Origin of the sequence: Ferdinandcohnia jepli, from assembly GCF_047246645.1 — a bacterium.
Lineage (GTDB): Bacteria > Bacillota > Bacilli > Bacillales > Bacillaceae_L > Ferdinandcohnia.
Genome location: NZ_JBFOKR010000012.1, coordinates 22871 through 42665, shown reverse-complemented (window position 1 = coordinate 42665; position 19795 = coordinate 22871). Strand labels below are relative to the sequence as shown.

16 protein-coding genes, 1 tRNA gene and 1 pseudogene are annotated in these 19795 nt (G+C 37.1%); 5 read left to right on the top strand and 13 right to left on the bottom strand.

All coding sequences use genetic code 11. The annotated features are described in order from the left end of the window. Positions 1-115: 115 nt before the first annotated feature. Complete coding sequence (ilvD, locus tag AB3M96_RS13885) at positions 116-1792, top strand: dihydroxy-acid dehydratase (RefSeq protein ID WP_412968224.1); 1677 nt, start codon at positions 116-118, stop codon at positions 1790-1792. 344 nt (positions 1793-2136) lie between these two features. Here ilvD and nadA read toward each other — a convergent pair whose 3' ends face one another. Genes nadA through nadB form a run of 3 tightly spaced genes read right to left on the bottom strand, consistent with a single transcriptional unit; the run spans position 2137 to position 5676 of the window. Next, positions 2137-3249, bottom strand: coding sequence for a quinolinate synthase NadA (gene nadA / locus AB3M96_RS13880; protein ID WP_412968223.1), 1113 nt, complete (start codon positions 3247-3249; stop codon positions 2137-2139). A 16-nt stretch (positions 3250-3265) separates the two neighbouring features. Continuing rightward, positions 3266-4093 (bottom strand): carboxylating nicotinate-nucleotide diphosphorylase, encoded by an 828-nt coding sequence (gene nadC, locus AB3M96_RS13875; protein ID WP_412968222.1) that lies wholly within the window; start codon positions 4091-4093, stop codon positions 3266-3268. 29 nt (positions 4094-4122) lie between these two features. Further along, positions 4123-5676 (bottom strand): L-aspartate oxidase, encoded by a 1554-nt coding sequence (nadB, locus tag AB3M96_RS13870; protein ID WP_412968221.1) that lies wholly within the window; start codon positions 5674-5676, stop codon positions 4123-4125. A 142-nt stretch (positions 5677-5818) separates the two neighbouring features. Here nadB and AB3M96_RS13865 point away from each other — a divergent pair, with 142 nt between their 5' ends. Then, positions 5819-6961: an IscS subfamily cysteine desulfurase gene (locus AB3M96_RS13865; RefSeq protein WP_412968220.1), complete on the top strand. Its 1143-nt coding sequence runs from the start codon at positions 5819-5821 to the stop codon at positions 6959-6961. A gap of 11 nt (positions 6962-6972) precedes the next feature. Continuing rightward, on the top strand, positions 6973-7509 hold the full coding sequence (locus AB3M96_RS13860; RefSeq protein WP_412968219.1) for a transcription repressor NadR: 537 nt from the start codon (positions 6973-6975) through the stop codon (positions 7507-7509). 70 nt (positions 7510-7579) lie between these two features. On the opposite strand, the gene AB3M96_RS13855 is transcribed toward AB3M96_RS13860, so the two are convergent. The 10 genes and pseudogenes from AB3M96_RS13855 to selB form a co-directional block, all read right to left on the bottom strand. Next, positions 7580-8233: a hypothetical protein gene (locus AB3M96_RS13855; protein WP_412968218.1), complete on the bottom strand. Its 654-nt coding sequence runs from the start codon at positions 8231-8233 to the stop codon at positions 7580-7582. A gap of 13 nt (positions 8234-8246) precedes the next feature. Next, positions 8247-9122, bottom strand: a complete 876-nt coding sequence (locus AB3M96_RS13850) for an ABC transporter permease subunit (protein WP_412968217.1) — start codon at positions 9120-9122, stop codon at positions 8247-8249. Next, positions 9123-10106 carry an ABC transporter permease subunit gene (locus AB3M96_RS13845; protein ID WP_412968216.1) on the bottom strand — a complete coding sequence of 328 codons (984 nt, stop codon included), beginning with the start codon at positions 10104-10106 and terminating at the stop codon, positions 9123-9125. A 135-nt stretch (positions 10107-10241) separates the two neighbouring features. After that, positions 10242-10925, bottom strand: a complete 684-nt coding sequence (locus AB3M96_RS13840; protein ID WP_412968215.1) for a hypothetical protein — start codon at positions 10923-10925, stop codon at positions 10242-10244. Beyond that, complete coding sequence (locus AB3M96_RS13835) at positions 10915-11472, bottom strand: sigma-70 family RNA polymerase sigma factor (protein WP_412968214.1); 558 nt, start codon at positions 11470-11472, stop codon at positions 10915-10917. Before AB3M96_RS13835 ends, AB3M96_RS13840 begins: the two co-directional genes overlap by 11 nt. Positions 11473-11592: 120 nt before the next feature. Further along, positions 11593-12702 carry a BsuPI-related putative proteinase inhibitor gene (locus AB3M96_RS13830; protein ID WP_412968213.1) on the bottom strand — a complete coding sequence of 370 codons (1110 nt, stop codon included), beginning with the start codon at positions 12700-12702 and terminating at the stop codon, positions 11593-11595. A 165-nt stretch (positions 12703-12867) separates the two neighbouring features. Further along, positions 12868-14745, bottom strand: coding sequence for a molecular chaperone HtpG (htpG, locus tag AB3M96_RS13825; RefSeq protein WP_412968212.1), 1878 nt, complete (start codon positions 14743-14745; stop codon positions 12868-12870). A 143-nt stretch (positions 14746-14888) separates the two neighbouring features. Beyond that, the gene (locus tag AB3M96_RS13820; RefSeq protein ID WP_412968211.1) at positions 14889-15806 is read right to left on the bottom strand and encodes a CBASS cGAMP-activated phospholipase; all 918 of its coding nucleotides are present in this window, start codon (positions 15804-15806) and stop codon (positions 14889-14891) included. A 94-nt stretch (positions 15807-15900) separates the two neighbouring features. Then, positions 15901-16086 (bottom strand): annotated as a pseudogene (locus AB3M96_RS13815) (Rdx family protein); the annotation flags it as partial. Between the two features lie 68 nt (positions 16087-16154). Beyond that, a complete protein-coding gene (gene selB / locus AB3M96_RS13810) occupies positions 16155-18050 on the bottom strand; it encodes a selenocysteine-specific translation elongation factor (RefSeq protein ID WP_412968209.1) in 1896 nt (631 codons plus the stop codon). Between the two features lie 492 nt (positions 18051-18542). Between selB and AB3M96_RS13805 the strand changes: the two genes are divergently transcribed. Together AB3M96_RS13805 and selD are read left to right on the top strand one after the other, a co-directional pair. Then, positions 18543-18639, top strand: a tRNA-Sec gene (locus AB3M96_RS13805). 39 nt (positions 18640-18678) lie between these two features. Then, positions 18679-19731: a selenide, water dikinase SelD gene (gene selD, locus AB3M96_RS13800; RefSeq protein ID WP_412968208.1), complete on the top strand. Its 1053-nt coding sequence runs from the start codon at positions 18679-18681 to the stop codon at positions 19729-19731. The last annotated feature ends 64 nt before the right edge of the window (positions 19732-19795 follow it).

The following is a 19795-nucleotide window of genomic DNA, read 5'->3' as shown; positions in this document are numbered from 1 at the left end:
TTAGTTCTTAGATACTTTAAATCAATGAAGTAAAATCATTGATAATCTTTGAAATAATGTTACAATGATAAATAATTTAAATCTTTTTACAACTTAAAATTGGAGGGTACTAATAATGAGTGAACTACGAAGTAATATGATTAAAAAAGGATTTGACCGGGCGCCCCACCGAAGCCTCCTTCGTGCTGCTGGTGTGAAAGACGAGGACTTTAACAAACCATTTATTGCAGTTGTCAATTCATATATTGATATTGTTCCTGGGCATGTGCATCTTCAGGAATTCGGTAAAATTGTAAAGGATGCAATTCGTGAGGCTGGCGGTGTTCCGTTTGAAATGAACACAATTGGAGTTGACGATGGAATTGCTATGGGTCATATCGGTATGAGATATTCCCTACCTAGCCGTGAAATCATTGCCGATTCCGTGGAAACAGTAGTTGCGGCACATTGGTTTGATGGTATGGTATGTATTCCGAACTGCGATAAGATTACACCGGGAATGATGATGGCAGCGATGCGATTAAATATTCCAACTGTTTTTGTAAGCGGTGGCCCAATGAAGGCTGGGGTTACGAGTGATGGTCGAAAAATCTCTCTTTCTTCTGTTTTTGAAGGGGTTGGAGCCTATCAATCTGGTAAAATTGATGAAAAAGGTCTGCAAGAATTAGAGCAATTCGGTTGTCCAACATGTGGTTCTTGCTCTGGTATGTTTACGGCCAATTCGATGAACTGTCTGTGTGAAGCGTTAGGCCTTGCCCTACCGGGTAATGGAACTATTTTAGCAGTTGATCCTAAGCGAAAAGAATTTGTAAAAGAATCTGCAAAACAATTAATGTACTTAATTGAAAAAGACATTAAACCACGTGATATTGTTACTGAAAAAGCGATTGATAATGCATTTGCTCTAGATATGGCATTAGGTGGTTCAACTAATACAGTGTTACATACTCTTGCACTTGCGAATGAAGCTGGTGTTGATTATCCTCTTGAGCGAATTAATCAAGTGGCAGAACGAGTACCACAGCTTTCAAAATTAGCTCCTGCTTCAGATTATCATATTGAGGATTTACATGAAGCCGGTGGTGTTACAGCGGTGTTGCACGAACTCTCTAAAAAAGAAGGTGCTCTTCACCTAGATACACTTACAGTATCGGGTCAAACTCTTGGAGAAGTAATCGCTGGACGTGAAGTTACAAACCATGAAGTTATTCGTCCGATTGATGCTCCTTACTCTGAAAAAGGTGGTCTTGCCGTGCTGTTTGGTAATCTAGCCCCAGATGGTGCCATTATTAAAACCGGTGGTGTCCAAGACGGTATTACTCGTCACGAGGGGCCGGCAATTGTATTTGAATCACAAGAAGACGCATTAGAAGGTATCTCTCAAAGACAGGTACAACCTGGTCATGTTGTTATTATCCGTTATGAAGGGCCAAAAGGTGGTCCTGGAATGCCTGAAATGCTGGCACCTACTTCACAAATTGTGGGAATGGGACTCGGTCCAAAAGTAGCCCTCGTTACCGACGGTCGTTTTTCAGGTGCTTCACGCGGTTTATCAATTGGCCACGCATCACCAGAAGCTGCTGAAGGTGGCCCACTTGCCTTTGTTGAAAATGGTGATCATATTGTAATAGATATTGATAACAGAACGATGAATGTAGAAGTTCCAGAGGATGTATGGGAACAAAGGAAAGCAAACTGGAAAGGCTTTGAACCAAAGGTAAAAACGGGTTATCTCGCCCGCTATGCAAAACTAGTAACCTCTGCGAATACTGGTGGTATTTTAAAAATATAATAGATAAATAGATGTAAGCCTGATTCCTTAGGTGGAATCGGGCTGTTATTTTATTGGTAGAATAATTCTAAATCGCTGTAAGTTTGTCTGTCTTTTTAGTCATGAAAGACATATTATAGGCAATATTGTCTAACTTTGTCTTTCATAGCATTGATGAAGAACACTTATACGGAAAAAAATCAATGTATGTCCTTCATACCTTAGATGAAGGACAGTTTACCTAAATAAAAACCATGCTTTGTCTTTCATAGCACTGATGAAGAACACTTCTCTTGAAATAAGTTGAATTCTGTCTTTCATAGCACTATTGAATACACTTATATTGGACCCAAACTATAATAAGATTAAGCCCTCTCCAGCATCCTATTTAACGCAAGTACTGCATCTTTCGTAATCTCCGCTGGTACTTTAATTATTTGGCTTCTCTCCCCTTTTTCAATCATATCTAATGACCATAGCAAATGCGGAAGATCGATTCGATTCATTGTTAAGCATGCACAAAGATGTGGATTAAGAGATACTATTTCCTTATCTTTATGTTGCTGAATAATACGTTGAACAAGATTCATCTCTGTGCCAATTGCCCATTTACTTCCAGCAGGCGCTCTTTCAATAGTGTCAATGATATAGCTTGTTGAGCCGGCGTAATCAGCCAGTTCTACTGTTTCAAAAGGACATTCAGGATGCACAATGATGTTCATGTCCGGCTTTGATTTCCGAATCATTTCTACATTCGCAGGAGTAAAGTTTTCATGTACAGAACAATGTCCCTTCCATAAGATAACTTTTACATTCTCTAAGTTTCCTTCATATTCAAAGGCATTTGTAATTGGATTCCATACTGCCATCTGATCCAAAGGTATACCCATATCGTAGGCGGTATTTCGACCAAGGTGCTGGTCTGGTAAAAATAATATTCTCTCTTTTTGTGTGAACGCCCATTCTAACATTTGTCTTGCATTTGAAGATGTAACAGTTGCACCACCATTTTTCCCAACAAATGCTTTAATTGCTGCTGTTGAGTTTACATATGTTAATGGAAGAACCGTGTCTCCAAAGGTTTCTTGAAGGACATGCCAGCATCTTTCCGTTTGGTTCATGTCAGCCATATCAGCCATTGAACAACCAGCACGCATATCAGGTAAGAATACAAATTGGTCTTCTTTTGTTAACATATCTGCGGTCTCAGCCATAAAATGAACACCACAAAAGGCAATAAACTCAGCATCCTTGTTTTCAGCAGATATTTGCGCTAGTTTAAGAGAATCACCTGTTGCATCTGCAAACTTGATAACTTCATCCTTTTGGTAATGATGGCCAGGTATGAACAACCGCTTTCCGAGGCGCGCTTTTATTTCCATTACACGCTCTTCCATCTCTTCTATCGTTAATGATTTATAGTAATCAGGAATAACATTTGAGTTTGTGCTTTTTTGCATCATCTCTAAAATATTCATAACTTCCCACTCCCTCTTAGACGTTTAAACTAATATCCAAGGCTTTTACAGAATGAGTTAAAAAGCCTAATGAAATGTAATCTACACCTGTATCTCCGTATTCGTGCAATGTATTCATTGTGATACCACCGGAAGCTTCGGTGACAATATGTTTAGGCACCAACTCCACAAACTCACGTATCTCACTAGGTGTACGGTTATCAAACATGATGATATCCGCATTTGCTTGGACAGCCTCTAAAACTTGTTCTCTAGTTTCTGTTTCAACCTCAATTTTCACCATATGTCCAACCTTGGCACGTACGGTTTGAACCGCTTCAGTAATTGAACCACAGAATGCAATATGATTATCCTTAATCATTACCCCATCATATAAACCAAATCTGTGATTAAATCCTCCACCACAAGTAACCGCGTATTTATCAAGCATCCGCAAACCAGGAATTGTTTTTCTTGTATCACAAATTCGTGTATGAGAGCTTTGTAATGCTAACACAGCATGATAGGTTGCTGTAGCGATTCCACTCATCCGCTGTATAAGGTTTAATACCAACCTTTCCCCAGTTAGGATTTTTGCCACAGGACCTTCTACATACGCAATGACGTCTCCAGCCTGAACTTTATCTCCGTCTTTTTTTGTCAATCTAACTTCAATTGATGGGTCAAGTATTGTGTACGCAACTGCAATGATAGACATACCCGCTAGTACACCTGATTCCTTTGCGTAAATTTTAGCTTCTCCTCTTTTATCTACAGGAAAAATACTGTTACTAGTTAAATCTCCTTCTCCTATATCTTCAATAAAAAAAGACTGAAGTAACTGTTTAAGTTTTATTTCATTCATCGTTTTTCCCCTTCTCTCAACTTAAATATTTAGAAAGAATACACTAATTCTTCATTTTGACACGTTCTTGTTATCTCTTTTCGAAGCCATTCTATATTATTTTCAGTTGGGTAATCCTCACGGAAATGTCCGCCACGACTCTCGGTTCTAAGTAGTGCTGAACTTGCGACTAGCCAGCCCACCGTTATCATATTGATAATTTCAAGCACTTCTTTTGTACATGAAAAAGGTGATATACCATCAAGCTCATTTTTGTACTTTTCAAACCAGCCAACTGCCGCTTTTAACCGTTCTTGGTTCCTGACAATCCCCACATTCTCTATCATCATTCTTTGAATATCTGCTTTGGTAGGAAGTGCAGTAGTTGTAGTATTACTATCAATCTTATTAACTACTTTTTTTAACGGTTTATATTGAACTTGGCTTGCTAAAATGTCATCGGCAACTAAGTTACCAAAGACAATTCCCTCTAATAATGAATTACTAGCTAATCGGTTGGCTCCATGTACCCCTGTACAAGCAACCTCTCCTACTGCATATAATCCTGGTATGGAAGTCCTTCCTTTTATATCTGTTTTGATACCTCCCATTGAAAAATGAGCACCTGGAATAACAGGAATTAAACCTCTTTCTAGTGCAACCCCATTTTCAAGGCAAAGGCTTGTGATAGTTGGAAACCTACGGTGAAAATCATTAATCATTGATACATCAAGATAGATTTTTCTACCTGCCAGCATTTCAGTAAACAGCTGCCGGGAAACAATATCTCTAGGAGCCAGGTCCAATAATGGATGCTTGCCATTCATAATGTGCCTTCCTGTCTCATCGACAAGGACAGCTCCCTCTCCCCTTACTGCTTCGGAAACTAGACCGCAAGTCTTCCCATCTATATGTAAAAGTGTTGGGTGAAATTGAATAAACTCCAGGTCAACAAGTTCTGCTCCAGCTCGATATGCCATTGCGAGTCCATCTCCAGTAATGGATGGATCGTTTGAAGTAAACGAATAAAGTGCACCGCATCCACCGGTTGCTAAAATTACGTCACAGCCCTTATAGGTAGCAATCTCACCATCTTGTGTGAGTGTGTAAACTCCAATACAACGATGATTTTCAATAACAAGGTCAATCGCTGTTTCTTTCTCAATAATAGTCACCCGATTTTTAACTTTTTCAAGCATATGTAAAATAAGAGCTCTACCTGTTGCGTCGCCACCAGCGTGTAAAATTCGTCTTGTGGAATGTGCGCCTTCTTTCCCAAGCATAAGTAAATTGTTTTCATCCACATCAAAATGTAAGCCTTCATTGATGAGACCAAGAATATATTCAGGTCCCTTTTTAACCAGGACTTCCAATGTGTCTTCACGATTATGGTTACAACCAGCAATCACTGTATCTGAAAAGTGAGAATGCCAGGAGTCATCATTTCCTACACTAGAGGCAACGCCGCCTTGTGCTAGCATAGAGTTACTGTTTGTTATTTTTGACTTTGTGAGGATAATCACATTCTTTTCCGCGCTTATTCGATAAGCAGCGGTTAATGCCGAAATTCCACTCCCGATTATAATCACGTCGATGTTTGGCATTAGGTAAGCCTCCCTCAGTACACATTTTGACATTACAACTGTCTTGACATCTATATTTACACATATATAGACTAATGACAAGACATTTTTTAAAAAGAGACTTTTAGGGTTCTATATTTTGAGGCTGAGAGGATGAAAGGGTATGATTTACTTAGATTACGCAGCAACAACACCAATACGAGAAGAGGCTTTACAGGTATATATGGAGGTTTCGAGACATTATTTTGGTAATCCAAGCAGTCTTCATGATTGTGGTACACAAGCAAATCACTTATTAGAAATATGCCGAAAAGAGCTTGCTGATAAAATAAATGCTGAACCTGAAGGGATCTATTTTACTAGTGGTGGCTCTGAATCTAACTTTTTAGCGATTCGTTCTCTTATAGATGCCAATAAAACAAAAGGTAATCACATCATGACTACTTCAACAGAACACTCTTCTGTCTATAACCTATGTAAACAGCTTGAAAAAGAAGGATTCTGTGTTACATATCTTCAAGTGGATCAGTATGGCCAAGTGAAGGTTGAGGATGTAAGAGATGCTATAACAGACCAAACTATCTTTGCATCTATTCACCATGCAAATTCTGAAATAGGAACCATTCAACCAATTGAACAAATAGGACAGTTACTGCATGAACATCAAATCATTTTCCATAGCGATTGTGTTCAAACCTTCGGCAAAGTGCCAATTGATGTTAAAAAAGCAAAGATTGATAGTCTCTCCATTTCGAGCCATAAAATTTATGGACCTAAAGGTGTTGGAGCTTGCTACATAAATCCTTCAGTTGTATGGAAATCATTGGTGCCTGGTACTTCTCATGAGAAAGGTTTCCGGTCTGGAACAGTAAATGTACCAGGTATAGCATCATTTATCACCGCAGCCCAATTAATTTGTAACGAAATGGAAGAAGCTACAAAGTATTATACTATTTTGCGTGATAAGCTGATTAGCGGGATAAAAGACATAAATCATGAGGTAGTAGTTGAGGGGCATCCAAAGAATAGTTTAGCAAATATTATTGGATTATCTGTATCTGGCACCCAAGGACAATATGTTATGTTAGAATATAATCGACATGAAATTGCAATTTCTACTGGAAGTGCGTGTCAAATTGGTCAGCAAACTCCCTCTAAGACGATGCTTGCTCTTGGGAAATCGCCTGATGAAGCGAAACAACTGATTCGCCTATCATTTGGAAGAGTAACGGAAGAAATACATATTGAAAAAGCACTTGAAGTATTAAATATAATTACGAAGCAAATTAACTATAGAACCACGTAGGAGTGGATGGTATGGATAAAAAACTATTAGGTGAAAGACGTAGAGAAACGATCATTAAATGGTTGAAGGAAAGTCCTGAACCAATTATAGGTGAAGAACTATCAAAACGAGCAAATGTTAGTCGCCAGGTTATCGTGCAGGATATTTCCTTGCTTAAAGCTAGAAATGAACCAATTGTCGCAACAAGTCAAGGCTATATTTATATTCAAGATCAACCCAAAAATGAACGTTATTCTCGTATTATTGCAGTAAAACATACTGCAGAAGAAACACTTGATGAACTTAATCTCCTTGTTGATCATGGTGTAACGGTTAAGGATGTAATTGTTGAACACCCGGTATACGGTGAAATATCTGGTTCGCTTATGATAAGTAACCGGTTTGAGGTTAAGCGTTTCATCGAGAAATTAGGGGAAACGAAAGCATCTCTCCTTTCTCTACTAACAGACGGCATTCATCTTCATACAATTGAAGCTGATTCCCCGGATCGTCTAGACGCGGCATGTGAAGCATTGCAAGAAGCAAATTTTTTATTAAATGATCAATAATAAATAAAGGAATGACTAGTGTGGCAGTCATTCCTTTTTACGTATGTGGATTTCAACCAGTTTTATAAAATTACTTGTAATAACCAACTTTTGCTTGGGCACCCATATAAGAATCGTCTGGTCCCTTAATTAGTATTAAGTGAAACTCCCCTTGATACTTCGGAGGGATTGGGAAACCGGAATGGTTTTCTTTTAATAAGTTACTTTTCATATTATATACATATCGTTTTTCATCTTTTTGAAATTCCTTCTCTATCACTGCATCTTTAGGAAGATGATCTTTCAATTGGTTGAATGCATCCTCTTTTGTGGTTGGATCCTCATTAAAAAAATATATAGGGTCAATACATTTTCCATCATGCCTCGTTCCACCTAGTCTCACGCAAGTAATTCGTAGATTTTCATATTCGTATTTTGATTCAAATTCTACTTCTTTCCATAATGTTTTCATAAAGGATTTAGAATCCCAAAAGCCACCTTTTTCCGATGTTGAAACAACAACCTCTTCCTTCTTCTCTTCTGGTTTCTTCTCATTAACAGTAACTGTAACTGGTTCAGCTTTTTCTGTTACTGGTACTTTTTCACTTGTATTTTTTTCGGCAGTATTAGAGCCCTGTGAAACCGATACGGGTTTAATATCCTCTTTAATTCCAAACTGTAAAACTAGCATTATCCCAATAAAGCATAAAACTGAAAAAAGCATAATTTTTTTAATCTTTTTCAAGTTAACCCGCCCCTTACTGATTTATTATCTTCTTTCGTATTCCAGAACCCAGCATATTAAAGGTGAAAATGATATAGGTAATTGCGAGTGCTGGGAATAATGGAATCCACGGCGCCCGTATCACTTCATTTTTAGTTCCTCCAAGCAATGATCCAAGGTTAAAGCTATTATTTACAATTGGTATGTCAGCCATTAGTTCAACTTTAAAGTGTAAATATACCTGAAAGACACCAAGTTGCCCAATCAGTAAAGCCATGCGACCCAAATCAAGCATAAAGTTTACTAAGATTTCCGGCACAAGTGCAGGTATATAATGGTTCTTGAAAAGACCTAAAGGCTTTGTTCCAATTGTCAGTGCAGCCTCAATATACGGTTCAGTTGAAACTTTATGAGAAAGTTGTTGAAATACCATTCCTACCCTACCAATCTCTAATAAAGATACAGATAACACAATTAAAAAAAAGCGATTATCTAACATGGAGAATAGATTTGTTTTGAACAAGATAATTCCCATTATTAATATGGGTAGACCCGACATAACAGAGCCCCAAGTAGATAAAAATGAATAAAATACCCCTTTCCCTTTTCTTGCCATAAAACCTAATGGAATGGATAATACGTATTTTAGTAGAGTAACAGCAAACATAAAATAAAGGGTTTCTTTAATACCAAGTATGATTAAACTTAGGATATCCCGTCCCTCTCTGTCAGTTCCAAGCAAATCCTTCTCAGATGGAGGAAAAGGAGCACGTTCAAATGTACCATCCTCTAAAAATCTCATTCTACCGTCAGCAAATTCAGTATCTACAAATGGTAAATGTGGCCCTATCAATGCAAAGAATAATAGAACAGCTAATAAGGAAATACCGATTACTAAATCTCGGTTCATCTAAGGATTCCTCCTTATCGTTGGGTCGATATAGTACTGTAAAAAGAATGAAATTATTTGTGTGAAAAATACAATCGTCATAAAGATCCATGCCAAGGCAATGATTAACTCTTTCTCAAAAGGGATTGCAGTATACAAACGTAATGCCATCCCTTTATAATCCAAAAATAACTCTAGAATAAATAAATTTGATAGTAGCAATAGCATTATTGATGTCACATGGCTAAGAATTTTCGAAAAGCAATTCACGAGCATATGTTGGTAAATGACTATTTTACTAGTAAATCCTTTCGAAAAAGATACCTGCACATATTGTTTCGAGGATTCTTCTAATAAGGTAGAAAGGGTAATTTTTGCTACATATGTTATTGGATACAACGAAACAAGTATGGAAGGAAGTATGAAACCGTACCATTCATCAGAAGCGAATAACATAAAATCAATTGGCTTAAATAAAAGAAGCACGATCCATATCATCGCTGAAATAAAATAAAAGTCTGGAAATGAATGAAGTACAGATGTTAGACGATCTCCAAACATCCTTGACCATCTATCCTTATGTCTAAAATCAAAAATACCTTTAAGAATGCCCAAAATCATAATAAGCAGAAAAGATGTGAAAATAATTTTCCCCGTTCTTGGAAACAACCGGGCTATCTCACCGGAAATTGGGCTATCTGACTTAGTAACACCGAAGTGACCTTCTGTTATTAAATGGGTGAAGAATCCCTTAATTTGTAACAGAGATAGCTGCCAGCCTATCTTTCTTTGAAATCCCTCAGGACTTTCTGGGTCCGGCATAAACTGGATGTCTGGCATATAGACAATACATACAATTAAAAAAGCAGATAATAGATAAATACTAATCGTTTTGGTTAGGAATTTACCTATAAAAGCCACGCTTTGTAGTAAATTCCGCTTTTTCTTTTGGTTACTCTTCTGAGATGTTTGCGGCTTTTCGACTATATATAATTTTGCACTCACCTACGTTTGCCCCCTTCTTTATTGGTATTACTAATGACGACTATCATCCCGAATCTGGTTCATATTCATTACAATAAAAATAAATTAATAATCTTCGCTAATAAAAAAACCACCTGGTTGACAGGTGGCGATTCATTACTCTATAACTCCATACGTATTTATACCAGTAGTAGCAGCAAATACCTTTCCCTCTTCGTTTATTTTAAATACGACATGATAGTTCCCGTTTTTTCTTCGGAGCTTTTTTTCGAATTGATCACTATATAAGTTATAAACAAATCCAACTTTTGGTATATTAACAGAATTAATGACAATAGAATCCATAGGTAAATGGTTTTGTAGTTCTAGAAAAGCTTCTTCTACGGTAGAATGGTCTTCGATAAAATAATAAAAAGGATTTCCACATCGATTTTTATAATCGATAAATCTGCAAATAGTTTTCACATTTTCATTAATAAATCCATCTTGATAAACCCCACCCACTGTTGTTTTTATTTTTCCCTCTATGATTTCAACAGGGTCATAAAATCCTCCTTTTGCTGTTAAGCGTTCAACCGGTTGCGGAGAATTTGTTTGTGTAGCTAGATTGTTGTTTAGTTTTTCATTTTCAAAATGCTGTAAGACATACTGTCCTAGAAAAAACACGACACATATGGAAAAAGCAAATGTTAAAATAGGTGGAAACCAACGAGAAAATTTCTTGTCTTTTTTTCGGCTAAGTGCCGACCAAACACGCTCTTTTTCTTTCTCAGAGAACTCTATTTCTGCAAAAAAATTTGTCTCCATGTCTTGTTTAAGTTTTTTTAGTTTATCTTCCATTTTCATCTATCCTCTCAAGTGCCTTCTTCAATAATAATCTCGCTCGTTTTAATCTTGTTCGAATAGTATTTTGATTAAGTACTAAAAGCTGACTTATTTCTGGCACAGAAAGCTCATCGAAATAACGTAAAATAACGACTTCTCGATACTTAACAGGTAGTTGTAAAACATGAGAAGAAAGTGTATCCATTTCACTCCCTTGAAGGACTGCTTCCTCAGGGTTTTTATCTTTCGAAATCAGTTTACTGAGTAAGAAACTATCCAAAAATCCTGTTTTAAAGGCTGAGCTTTTTAAGTTATCTTTGCATTTATTAATTGTTATACGATAAATCCATGTCTTTAAAGAGCATTCCCCTCTAAAACTATCAATCTTCGTATAACAGGTAATAAAAACATCTTGCACAACATCTTCTGCCTTTTGCCAATCTTTAAGGTACGTATAAGCTAGTTTCTTCAAGCTAAGGCCGTAAGTGTTCATGATGTACTCTAACCATATATCACGATCTATGTTTAGAAAGTCTTCTTCCAAATGTTCAAGAGGTTTCACGATAGTACCCCCAATTATTTTTCTATATGTATTGACGAGTGACCTAAGCTAAGTGTTTCAAAAATTTAAAAAATAAAAACACATTATTTCGCTTGCGAAATAATGTGTTTTACAATCTAATTATTGAAACGGGTTCCAAAGTGCCTGCCAAACACCATTTTCACCTTTAGAAAGTTTAAATTCTAATGTTGTAGTTTCGTTTGGTAATGTAAAGGAAATTAAAACGCGATTTTCATCCGTTTTTACGACTTGGAATTCTCTAACTTGATCCAATTTAAGCATAAAGTCATTTTTTTGTTTAGATGCTTCACTTGTCATATTTTCTTTCTTAAAAGTGTCTACATCAACAATTGCATCAGCTTTATTGTGGAAATGGTAAAGAGTTTCATAATCTTCTCCAGCTTTTGTATACATATATAACTTGAAAACCTCAAAGGGAGTAATCGATTTTAGTACGTTAATGTCTCGAGTCTCTCTAAAAGATGTATGCAAATCTACTAATTTTTGATCCACTTCTAATAATGACTTCGTTAAAGAGATTTTCTCTGAACCATTTCCTAGAGTAAAACTTTTAATTGTTTGTACGTCGCCCTCTTTAGAATAAACAAATGAAATTGTATCGCCATCTTCCAAGGAAGATAGCTGCTGGATAGCTTCATCACTTAATTGGAAGGCAGAAGCAGTGCCATTCATTTTAATTTCTACACTATGTGGGTCAATTTGACCTACAAGAACTCCACTTCCTTCTGTATACAGTGATTCATTTATGATGATATCTGTTTTAACTAATCCAGGGTCTTCATCAGCTCTTAAAAATACTTCCAGGACATACTCCCCTTTTTCAAGGCCATCAATTTGAAACTCTTGTATTATTTCCTCATCATTTTTCAAAACTAGTTCTTCAATGGCTTGAGTAGACACTACTTCGTTTGAATATTGTCTTAGTTTTTTTCCTTCTTTATCATATAAGATGTAGTCCACTTGTAAGCCTGAAGGTATTGTTAGTTTCTGTGATTTACCTGAGGTATTTTTGAATTTGTAAGTTACAAAAACAGAGTTTCCTTCTTCCTTTGTTTCGATTGAAGTATGGAAGTTTGCCTTTACTTCGGCTTTTTCAGCAGTCTCTGCTCCTTGTGTTTTATCAGTACTTGCTCCTGTTCCACAACCTGTTAATAATGCGAAAACGAATGCTGACCCCACAACTAGATTCCACTTGTTTCTCTTTTTCATTTTTTAATTCTCCTTTTTTACCTGTGAATTTTGGTTTCACTTCTTAGACGCAGGTAAAGAAAAGGAAGTTACATCCAATTGTAAAGTTTTATCTTTCAGATAAATTTTGATATAACTTTGATGATACAGAAAAAGCTCACGAAATTATTTCGTGAGCCTACCTTATTACACCATGATCTTACAGATATCATTTGTAAATTCAACTGGATCTTGTAGTGGCAGTCCTTCGATAAGTAGTGCTTGGTTATATAAAAGATGTGTATATAAGTCTAGTTTAGCTTTATCTGTTTCGAAGGCAGTTTTTAAGGACTGGAACACCTCGTGATTTACATTTATCTCAAGAACTTTGTCAGCTTTTACATTTTGATTATCAGGCATTGCATTAATGATTTTTTCCATCTCAATTGAAATCTCACCATCTGTAGATAAACATACAGGATGTGTTTTGAGGCGTTTAGAGACACGAACGTCTGTAACTTTGCCAGAAAGTGAATTTTTCATATAGTCAAAGAGTTCTTTGTTTTCATTTTTCTCTTCGTCAGTCTCATTATTATCTTCAGGTTCAAATCCCAGGTCACTACTAGATACAGATTTAAACTCTTTTTCTTTATAAGACAATAGCATTTTTATAGCAAACTCATCAATGTCCTCTGTGAAATAAAGAATTTCATAGCCCTTATCAGCAACTAATTCTGTTTGAGGTAATTTTTCAATGCGTTCAACAGATTCACCAGTTGCATAGTAGATATATTTTTGATCCTCTGGCATTCTTGCTACATATTCATCTAGAGAAACAAGCTTTTTCTCTTTCGATGAATGGAACAGTAGGAGATCCTGCAACGTTTCTTTATTAGCTCCGAAATCGCTGTACACCCCAAACTTAAGTTGTCTACCAAAGCTCTTATAAAACGTTTCATACTTTTCGCGTTCATTTTTTAATAAGCTCTGGAGCTCACTCTTAATTTTCTTGCTGATGTTCTTAGCGATAAGCTTTAGTTGTCTGTCATGCTGCAGCATCTCTCTTGAGATATTCAGTGATAAATCCTCTGAATCTACCATACCCTTAACAAAACTAAAGTGATCTGGCAACAAGTCGCCACACTTATTCATAATAAGGACACCGTTTGAGTATAGCTCGAGTCCCTTTTCAAATTCCTTTGAGTAGTAATCAAACGGAATGTTTTCAGGGATATAGAGAATCGCATTGTAGCGAATCGTACCGTCTACACTAATATGAATGTGCTTGAGCGGTTTATCGAAACCGTAGTGCTTTTCATTGTAGAATTTTTCATAATCCTCATCAGTTAGTTCACTTTTATTCTTTCTCCAAATCGGAACCATGCTATTAATGATTTGCTCTTCTACTACGTCCTCGTACTCATTCTCACTATCCTCTTTAGGTTTGCTTGTTGTTATATCCATTTTAATAGGATAGCGAATAAAATCCGAATATTTTTTAATAATCGCTTTTAAACGGTATTCTTCTAAAAATTCGTCATAGGAATCGTCTTCTGTATTCTCTTTTATTTTTAAAATAATATCGGTACCAACATTTTCTTTTTCAACTGGGACGATGGTATATCCATCTGCACCTTTGGATTCCCATTTATATGCTTCGTCACTACCTAGAGATTTAGAAATAACAGTAACGACGTCTGCAACCATAAATGCAGCATAAAATCCAACACCAAATTGACCAATAATATCATGACCATCTTTTAGTTCATTTTCATTTTTAAAAGCTAAAGAACCACTTTTTGCAATGGTACCCAAGTTTGCCTCGAGTTCTTCTTTGGTCATTCCAATACCAGTATCAGAAATAGTTAGTGTGCGATTTTCCTTATTTGCTGATATTTTGATAAAGTAACTATCCTTATCAAACTGGTAGCGATCATCTGTTAATGCCTTATAGTAGATCTTGTCAATCGCATCACTAGCGTTTGAGATTAGTTCTCGTAGGAAAACTTCACGCTGTGTATAAATGGAGTTAATCATCATTTCTAATAACCTTTTAGACTCTGCTTTGAATTGTTTCTTAGCCATAATAACCTCTCCTTCAAGTAAATAGTATGTAGATATGTGTATGGTTTTAAATGATTCCACATTTTTTTAGCACTCTTCATGTACGAGTGCTAATTCACATAAAAATAATTATCATATTTTTCGATACTTGTCAATTAGTACACTTATTCTGTACTTTTCAAGAATGTATGGATTTTGGTTCTGTTGTTGAAATACGCACGATTGCCCAGGTCGATTAATTTCTCGATATATTCTACATCATCGAAAGGAATTTCTCCGCCAAGTTCTTCATTTATCCGTAAATACTGATCACCGAGTAGATGGTGACAATGGTAGGTTACAGATTCTGATAATAGCTGAAGTGCTAAATCTAGTAATTTTGGTGTCATTTTCATAGACGGTAAGTGAAAGGGTAACCATTTAGCAACACCCCACTCCTTCTCTGTTTCAACCGAAAAATTGATACTTTGTATTCCTGTACCAATGGACATAATATTTATTTCGGAAGTGTCCTTTTTGAAGTAGCTAAGCGCCTCTGTTAAGCATACTAGGGATGGATTATTGGCCCATAGCCCACCATCTATGGCCATGTAGTTATTATTTATATTATTTGGTGGAAAATAGACTGGAGCTGAGCAAGAGGATAAGACTGCATCCCAAAGCTTAATGGTATGATCATTTTTTAAGTCTTCCCCATAGTTGGATCGATGAACAAAAGGTTTACCATGTGTAATATCAACCGCAGGTATAATTAGCGGTTTTGATATATCATTTAGGGTTATGTCTCCGAAAGCTTTTTGTATATATCTTCTAAGGTATTTATCACTATAGACACTTTTAAGGAATCCTATTTTTGCTTGACGAGCAAAAATCTTTTTACCGTATTTTATATAATTCTCTAAGACGTCACTCATATCTATTTGGAGAATCGATGATGCGGCAATTATAGAGCCAGTGCTTGTCCCCGATATCAGATCGAACATATCACTAATCGGCTTTTTATACTCCTGCTCCATTGCACGTAATATGGCAGCGACAAATACTCCACGAATCCCGCCTCCATCGATACATAAGATTTTCATGTTGAGCTCCTTTTTTAGACAGTTTCCCTTTAGTATGTCCGTTATAAGCGAAAATAAAAGATGCCCTATTTGAGATAAGGCATCCATGAAATTCTTATTGTTGTTCCATTTTACTAATGATTTCATCAGCAGTTGGAAATCTACCTATTTCTTTTTTGGAGAATACATTTTCTCCGTTTACTGTTACTTCAAATACTCCACCTGAACTAGGTGTGAGGATAAAGTTAGAAATTTTTGATCTGAAATGTGTTAATAATTGTTCCGCAAGACCTGCGGCTTTTGGTGCGTAGTTTCACTGCATGCAAAATTCAATTGATACTTTATAGTTCATGTTTGTAACCTCCTGTTTTAGCTCTTCCATGCTCGATTTGAATCCATACGCTCAGTTATACCCATCTCATCTAGCAATTCTAAAAACGGTACAAGGTATTTTCGCGAAACACCTAATGTTTCTTTAGCTTCTTTAAGACTAAAGCTCTCTTCTGTATTTTTCTTCAATACTTTTATAGAATCCTCTAAGGCTTGATGATACAAAATGGTGTCATCAGTTAACTGGTATGCTCGCCCTGTTTTTAGTAAAAAGGTTTTTAATTCGCTTCTTTCTTCAAACGAAAGTGAAGTTCCTTTACTATAATCTTCCCATTTAGCAGGACATAAAGCATCTTGCTTTAGTTCTGAAATAATCTTCAACATGATCTTTTCAGTTTTTTTAGGAAGAGACGGTTTGAAGAGATTGTTACTTATATACTGATCAAGCTTTTGAACTTTCTCAGCCTCTAGTAGTTGGTTCAGAGCGTACTCAATTAATAATTTAGAAAAGCTTGTACTTACCACTTGCAGCAGCTCGGCTTTACTTATACCTATTCGCATAGGGTACATGTTGTGATACTCATTTAACTGGTTGAAAATATCATCTTCGAGTTCTTTCATGACAATGGTTGAAGTCCAGGTAGATGAAGATACTTCAATCAGCTCTTTCGTTGCAGCACCGTCAGCAAGGATTGGTTTTATCTCCACTTCAGTTAATGATGAAAGCTGGGTAAGCTGTTGGATGGTAACTAATTTGTAAGCTTCAATCAAGCCATAAATCATTTCCTTGGGTGAGCTCTCTTTTTGCTTTTTGAGCATAGTAATAGTTTCTTCACCAAATCGATATTTTCCTGCTTGGGGTTGGATAATCCATCCGCCACCAATCGTTTCTACTGGAGTTGGCCGTCTTACAATAAATCTGTCTCCTCGTTTTACAACGATTTCTTCCTCTAGACGAATTTGACAAAGCACTTCATCTGCTGTGTCTTTTAACTCATTACGGTCGAAAAAAACAATTTTTCCAAGGGCTTCAGCTGTACCTACATAAAGCTTTATGGGTGCCCGTTGTTTTAAAGGAATGCTAAGAACATCAACCAATTGTAATGCAATATCAACTGTTTTTGTAACAATATATTGATTAGAATTAACCAAGACATTTCCTCGATGAATATTGTCCTTCGGTACACCGGTTATATTGAGTGCAGCCCTTTGCCCCGCCTGGGCTTCATCTACTTTCTTATTATGTACTTGTATTTGTCTTACTTTTACTCTCTCTCCTTGTGGAAGTAGAGTTAACGTACTGTTTGTCGATACCTTCCCCTCAAAAATAGTACCTCTTACAACTGTACCGTGCCCTTGAAGTGTAAAGCTCTGGTCGATAGGTAAACGGAAGGTATTTGTTGCCTTACGCTGACTAATAGTCATTACCTTTTTGGCAATTGCGTCTTTCAAATTAGAAATGCCTTTTCCAGTTAGACTATCCACACAATGAATATCTGACCCTCGAAAAACGGTTCCATTTAGAAGTTCTTTTACATCTTCAGTAACGAGTTCTACTAATTCATTTTCTACTTTATCAATTTTCGTAATTACCGCTAGTAAGTTTGTAATACCTAGAAACTCTAAAATTTGAAGATGTTCCTTCGTTTGGGGCATTACACCTTCATCACCTGCAATTATTAGGAGCACAAGGTCAATGCCTGCTACACCAGCAATCATTTGACGTATAAACCTCTCATGTCCAGGTACGTCAACAATTGAAACTTCACTATCAATTGGTAGATCAAGTGGAGCATATCCAGGTTCAATGGAAATTTGCCGTTCCTTTTCTTCTTTCAACCGATCTGTATCCACACCAGTAAGTGCTTTGGTTAACGAAGTCTTTCCATGATCAATATGTCCAGCCATACCAATTGTATAAAAGGATGAAGTCATTTTACGACCTCCTCTCATTTTATCTAAACTACTTTCTACTTTACTAGTTAGCATGTAATAAGTTCAAGCTTTGAGTACTCAATAAATCTAGTACGGTGTTTATCATTTGCAAATGTATTCTATTTGCTATAAAAAGCAACTCCTGTATATAATGAAATGGTTGGTTGTCTAAGAATTCCAACCTAGTTTATAATGTCTAGCTCCAGCGCCTAGCCCCTCGAGGTCGCTTCCCCCCTCCTGCGGCGGCAACACTAAGGAATGCTTCGTGAGGTTAATCCTCGCAGGAAAAAAGCTCTGCTTTTTTTCGAGCCTCCTCGTCAGGGTTCCGACGCACAGGACGTGCTAGTGCCGGCGTTGCCACAGGATGTGGCGACATTAGCCGGCCAGCGCTTGTCGGACTTGCACAGGATGTGCTGACATCGACGTTCGCCACAGGACGTGGCGGCTGTTTAGTCGATGTTCCTATTTCCTAGGCGCTTGCGCTTTTCTTATGGGGCTGGCTGGGGTGCTGGTGTCCCCCTGGGTCTTCAAAACCCTGAGGGAGGCGCGTGTCGTCTTCGGTGGGTTCGATTCCCACACAGTCCCGCCAATATAAAAATACTTTTGTGCATATAAAGGAGTGAATGTGATGTCTAAAAAGGAAGAAATCATCAAATTAACTTCCCTTTCCACCAAAGCTGGCTGAGGATGCAAAATTGGTCCTGAGGACCTGGCACAGGTTCTGTGTCATATACCGAAAGCTGTACCCAATCCTAATTTGCTTGTAGGTCTAGATACGCCTGATGATGCAGGTGTATACAAGATAACGGAAGATCTTGCACTTGTTCAAACACTAGACTTTTTCACTCCTATTGTTGACGATCCATATATGTTTGGTCAAATTGCTGCTGCTAACGCTTTAAGTGATGTGTATGCAATGGGTGGAAAGCCAATTACGGTTATGAATATAGTAGCATTTCCTATTAATACATTAGATAAAAGTATTCTTGCAGAGATTTTGGCAGGTGCTGCTGAAAAAGTAAAAGAATCTGGTGCTTCATTAGTTGGTGGGCATTCAATTGATGACAAGGAGCCGAAGTTCGGCTTGTCTGTCACAGGTACTGTTCATCCACAAAAGATTCGTGCCAATGCCGGCGCAAAACCGGGTGACCGCCTTATTTTAACAAAACCGATTGGTGTAGGGATACTAACTACTGCTATTAAACGAGACTTGTTAGAAGAAAATGATATTGCAACAGTTACCGAAGTGATGGCAACTCTCAATAAAGCTGCTGCGGAAGTGATGGAACCTTATAATGTCCATGCTTGTACAGACATAACCGGCTTTGGCCTGCTAGGTCATGCAATGGAAATGGCTGAAGGCAGTAATGTTGGAGTGACAATTAACTTTAAGGATATACCAATATTGCCACGAACTAGAGAACTAGCTGAGCAAAAAGTCATTCCTGGAGGAACGAAGAAAAATCACTCTTGGCTTTCAAATCGTGTGGAGTATGCTGATACCATTGATGAAATTGATCAATTGATTCTTTGTGATGCAATCACTTCTGGAGGACTTCTCCTCTCAGTACCAGAGTCAGAAGCACAATCTCTACTTGATGAGCTTCGTACGAAAAATGTCTCTGCTTCTATCATTGGTGAAGTTACTAGTGATTCACTTGGAAAAATCAAGGTTGTCTAAAAAGGACTCGGATGAGAGTCCTTTTTACGTTGTTTGGATATAACAATAGTATAGAAATTACATA

Coding starts and splice junctions, on each gene's coding strand:
- AB3M96_RS13840 (WP_412968215.1), bottom strand. CDS start 10,925: ATGGAAGATAAACTAAAAAAACTTAAACAAGACATGGAGACAAATTTT.
- htpG (WP_412968212.1), bottom strand. CDS start 14,745: ATGGCTAAGAAACAATTCAAAGCAGAGTCTAAAAGGTTATTAGAAATG.
- AB3M96_RS13865 (WP_412968220.1), top strand. CDS start 5,819: ATGATTTACTTAGATTACGCAGCAACAACACCAATACGAGAAGAGGCT.
- nadB (WP_412968221.1), bottom strand. CDS start 5,676: ATGCCAAACATCGACGTGATTATAATCGGGAGTGGAATTTCGGCATTA.
- ilvD (WP_412968224.1), top strand. CDS start 116: ATGAGTGAACTACGAAGTAATATGATTAAAAAAGGATTTGACCGGGCG.
- AB3M96_RS13850 (WP_412968217.1), bottom strand. CDS start 9,122: ATGAACCGAGATTTAGTAATCGGTATTTCCTTATTAGCTGTTCTATTA.
- nadC (WP_412968222.1), bottom strand. CDS start 4,093: ATGAATGAAATAAAACTTAAACAGTTACTTCAGTCTTTTTTTATTGAA.
- nadA (WP_412968223.1), bottom strand. CDS start 3,249: ATGAATATTTTAGAGATGATGCAAAAAAGCACAAACTCAAATGTTATT.
- AB3M96_RS13830 (WP_412968213.1), bottom strand. CDS start 12,702: ATGAAAAAGAGAAACAAGTGGAATCTAGTTGTGGGGTCAGCATTCGTT.
- AB3M96_RS13860 (WP_412968219.1), top strand. CDS start 6,973: ATGGATAAAAAACTATTAGGTGAAAGACGTAGAGAAACGATCATTAAA.
- AB3M96_RS13820 (WP_412968211.1), bottom strand. CDS start 15,806: ATGAAAATCTTATGTATCGATGGAGGCGGGATTCGTGGAGTATTTGTC.
- selB (WP_412968209.1), bottom strand. CDS start 18,050: ATGACTTCATCCTTTTATACAATTGGTATGGCTGGACATATTGATCAT.